At 46.4% G+C, this 4,161-nt stretch carries 4 protein-coding genes; all 4 read left to right on the forward strand.

Annotated elements, in window-relative coordinates; translation table 11 throughout:
• The first annotated feature begins 15 nt into the window (after nucleotides 1-15).
• Complete coding sequence (betA, locus tag CAG68_RS14255) at nucleotides 16-1,731, forward strand: choline dehydrogenase (protein ID WP_005382647.1); 1,716 nt, start codon at nucleotides 16-18, stop codon at nucleotides 1,729-1,731.
• 36 nt (nucleotides 1,732-1,767) lie between these two features.
• A complete protein-coding gene (locus CAG68_RS14260) occupies nucleotides 1,768-2,706 on the forward strand; it encodes a choline ABC transporter substrate-binding protein (protein ID WP_017820327.1) in 939 nt (312 codons plus the stop codon).
• 75 nt (nucleotides 2,707-2,781) lie between these two features.
• Complete coding sequence (gene choW / locus CAG68_RS14265; protein WP_005392552.1) at nucleotides 2,782-3,624, forward strand: choline ABC transporter permease subunit; 843 nt, start codon at nucleotides 2,782-2,784, stop codon at nucleotides 3,622-3,624.
• A 2-nt stretch (nucleotides 3,625-3,626) separates the two neighbouring features.
• On the forward strand, nucleotides 3,627-4,161 hold a 535-nt coding region (locus CAG68_RS14270), incomplete at its 3' end, for an ATP-binding cassette domain-containing protein (protein ID WP_161441296.1).

Here is a 4,161-nt window from a genome sequence, read left to right on the forward strand (position 1 = left end):
CCTAGGAGAATAAAAATGCAACAACACTACGATTACATCATCGTCGGTGCGGGTTCGGCCGGCTGTGTGTTAGCGGATCGCTTAAGTGAAAGTGGTCAAAATTCGGTCCTATTACTCGAAGCGGGTGGGTCGGATAAAAGTATTTTTATCCAAATGCCAACAGCGCTTTCTTACCCGATGAACACTGAAAAATACGCGTGGCAGTTTGAGACGGTTGAAGAGCAAGGGTTGGATGGTCGCCAACTTCATTGTCCTCGCGGAAAAGTTCTGGGCGGTAGCTCATCTATCAACGGCATGGTTTACGTTCGCGGACACGCTTGTGACTTTGACCAGTGGGAAGAGGAAGGCGCGAAAGGCTGGAATTATCAGTCGTGTTTGCCTTATTTCCGTAAAGCAGAGTCTTGGATTGGTGGTGCTGATGAATATCGGGGCGATCACGGTCCAGTCGGCACATGTAACGGCAACGATATGAAGCTCAATCCACTGTACCAAGCTTTTATTGATGCAGGCAAAGAAGCGGGCTACCCAGAAACAAAAGATTACAACGGTTATCAGCAAGAGGGCTTTGGCCCAATGCATATGACCGTCGACAAAGGCGTACGCGCTTCGACCTCTAATGCATACTTAAGCCGCGCTAAAAAACGCAAAAACTTCACCCTAATGAAGAGGGTGACGGTTCATCGAGTTTTATTAGAAGAAACTGGTTCAGAAGGAAAGAAAGCGGTAGGCGTTGAATTTGAAAAGTCAGGTTCAATTCAGCAATGTTTTGCGAATAATGAAGTGATTTCGAGTGCGGGTTCGGTTGGCTCCGTTCAGCTGTTGCAGCTTTCAGGCATTGGCCCTAAGGCAGTATTAGAAAAAGCGGGCATTGAGGTGAAACACTCGTTGGAGGGGGTAGGTAAAAACCTGCAAGATCACTTAGAAGTGTACTTCCAATATCACTGTAAGCAACCTATCACGCTCAACAGCAAATTAGGTTTGGTGAGCAAGGGCTTGATTGGTACTGAGTGGATATTAACTCGCAAAGGCCTTGGTGCTACTAACCACTTTGAATCGTGTGCGTTTATCCGCTCTCGAGAAGGGCTAAAGTGGCCAAATATTCAATACCACTTCTTGCCAGCGGCAATGCGTTATGACGGGCAAGCTGCTTTTGATGGTCATGGTTTCCAAGTGCACGTTGGACCTAACAAGCCAGAAAGTCGCGGGTCGGTCGAAGTTGTCTCTGCGAATCCGAATGATAAGCCGAAGATTGAGTTTAACTACATTTCCACTGAACAAGATAAGCAGGATTGGCGTGATTGTATTCGCCTTACTCGCGAGATCCTCAATCAGCCAGCCATGGATGAGTTTCGTGGGGATGAGATCCAACCCGGTCTGAACATCACAACGGATGAACAGATTGATGAATGGGTGAAGCAAAACGTCGAGAGTGCTTACCATCCATCTTGTACCTGCAAAATGGGCGCAGATAATGACCCATTAGCCGTCTTAAATGAGCGATGCCAAGTACGCGGTATTCAAGGCTTGCGTGTGGTGGACTCTTCTATTTTCCCAACCATTCCGAACGGTAATTTAAATGCGCCAACGATTATGGTGGCAGAACGCGCCGCGGATATGATTTTGGATAACGCCCTAGAAACGTCGAACAACGTACCAGTTTGGATTGCACCGGACTGGCAAGAGATGCAACGAATGCATCCGCCAAAAAGAGATCTCGATTCGATCTCATAAAATGAAAAAGTCAGTAATCATTACAAGGAATTCAACATGTCTAAGATGACAAAAATCTTCTCAACAATTGCACTAAGTACTTTAGCAACAGGCGCTTACGCCAACCAATGTGAAACGGTTCGTTTCGCAGATGTAGGTTGGACTGACATCACAGCGACCACTGCCGTTACATCAGAGTTACTTAAAGGGTTGGGGTACAAAACGAAGACCGATCTTCTGTCTGTGCCTGTAACTTACTCCTCTATGGCTAATGGCGATATCGACATTTTCCTAGGTAACTGGATGCCAACGATGGAAGGTGATATCGCGAAATACCGTGATGCAGGTACTGTTGAAACCGTACGCGCGAACCTCGTTGGCGCAAAGTACACGCTAGCGGTTCCAAAATACGTTTATGACGCAGGCGTAACCAACTTCGCTGACCTAGTAAAACATGCCGACAAATTTAAAGACCGCATTTACGGCATTGAACCAGGAAACGATGGCAACCGCTTAATTCAGTCAATGATTGATAGCAACGCATTCGGCCTAAAAGATTTCAGCCTAGTTGAGTCCAGTGAAGCTGGCATGGTGTCTCAAGTATCACGTGCCGCACGCCGCAATCAATGGATTGTGTACCTAGGTTGGGCGCCGCACCCAATGAATAGTAACGTTGAAATGGAATATCTAGCGGGTGGTGATGACTTCTTCGGTCCTAACTACGGCGGCGCGAACGTCTACACAAACGTACGTAAAAATTACCTCGCTGAGTGTCCAAATGTAGGTCAGCTAGTGAAAAATCTAGAGTTTAACCTAGAAATGGAAAATGAACTGATGGAAGCGATTCTTAACCAGAAACAGAAGCCATCAAAAGCAGCGCAAGCATGGTTGAATGCAAACCAAGAGCAAATTGCAGCGTGGCTAGAAGGCGTGAAAACGGTGGATGGCCAAGATGCGCTAACAGCTATTACAAACTACTTAAAAACAAACGCTTAATAAGCAGTATTTGAGCTCGTTTTTTTAAAAGAAAGTGGGCAGTTTTGCCCGCTTCATTAACACAAAGGTTTTATTTTGAATTTTATTACGGACAACAAACTACCGTTGGGCCAATGGATGGAAACTGGCGTCGATTGGTTAACCATCAATGCATCGGGTTTTTTCGATGCAATCTCTATTACACTTGAAACGATCATTCTTTTCGTGGTGGACATTTTTAAATGGATGCCACCTGCAGCGCCAATCATTATGACGGCGGCAATTGCTTGGTTCTTACATCGCAGCATTCCTCTTGTCGTATTTATCGTGTTGGCCTTACTCGCAATTCTCAACCTTGGTTACTGGCAAGAAATGCTGGAAACCTTTGTCCTTGTGTTTGCAGCGACAACGATTTCCGTATTAATTGGCGTGCCGTTGGGCATTATGGCGGCGCACCGTCCTTGGTTATACACCTTGTTGCGGCCAATACTCGATTTAATGCAGACCGTACCGACATTCGTTTACCTAATTCCAACCTTGGTTCTGTTTGGCTTAGGTATTGTCCCTGGTCTAATCTCGACCATCATTTTCGCTATCGCTGCACCCATTCGATTGACGTACCTCGGCATTATTAAAGTGCCGGAGGAGCTACTTGAAGCGGGTAAAGCATTTGGTGCCAGCCGCATGAAGCTACTGTTTAAGGTGGAGTTACCTGCGGCATTGCCAAGTATTATGGCTGGCGTTACGCAGTGCATTATGTTGTCTCTGTCTATGGTAGTCATTGCGGCGCTTGTTGGTGCTGATGGACTTGGTAAACCAGTCGTACGCGCACTGAATACGGTAAACATCTCGCAAGGTTTTGAAGCTGGTTTAGCGATTGTACTCGTTGCCATCATTCTTGATCGCTTGTGTAAAGCACCAAACCAGAAGGAGGCATAATCATGGACGCTATTACTATTAAAAATCTTGATGTCGTTTTTGGTCAGCAACAAGCACAGGCGCTAGCACTACTAGATCAAGGGAAGTCTCGACAAGAAATCATTGATGAAACTGGCCAAGTGGTTGGGGTTGATAATGTTTCGCTGAACGTGAAACAGGGTGAGATCTGTGTCTTGATGGGGCTTTCAGGCTCGGGTAAATCAAGTTTGCTGCGAACGGTTAACGGATTGAACGATATTTCTCGTGGCTCTCTGAAAATTAAAGACGGCGACGACATGGTTGAGCTCTCTAACTGTGACGAACAGAAACTGCGCCACCTTCGTACGCACCGCGTGTCCATGGTGTTTCAGAAGTTTGCATTGATGCCTTGGTTAACGGTGTTAGACAATGTAGCGTTTGGTCTAGAGATGCAAGGCATTGGTAAAGCGGAGCGTCGTAAAAAGGCGCGTGAACAGCTCGAAATGGTCGGTTTATCTGAGTGGGAAACCAAATTCCCGCACGAGCTTTCTGGTGGTATGCAGCAGCGTGTTGGCCTAG

Origin of the sequence: Vibrio sp. V42_P2S4T144 (genome assembly GCF_009904715.1) — a bacterium.
Classification (GTDB): domain Bacteria; phylum Pseudomonadota; class Gammaproteobacteria; order Enterobacterales; family Vibrionaceae; genus Vibrio; species Vibrio alginolyticus.

What these genes read in the sequence shown, in the direction of transcription:
- CAG68_RS14260 (WP_017820327.1), top strand. Translation starts at nt 1,768, where the DNA reads ATGTCTAAGATGACAAAAATCTTCTCAACAATTGCACTAAGTACTTTA.
- betA (WP_005382647.1), top strand. Translation starts at nt 16, where the DNA reads ATGCAACAACACTACGATTACATCATCGTCGGTGCGGGTTCGGCCGGC.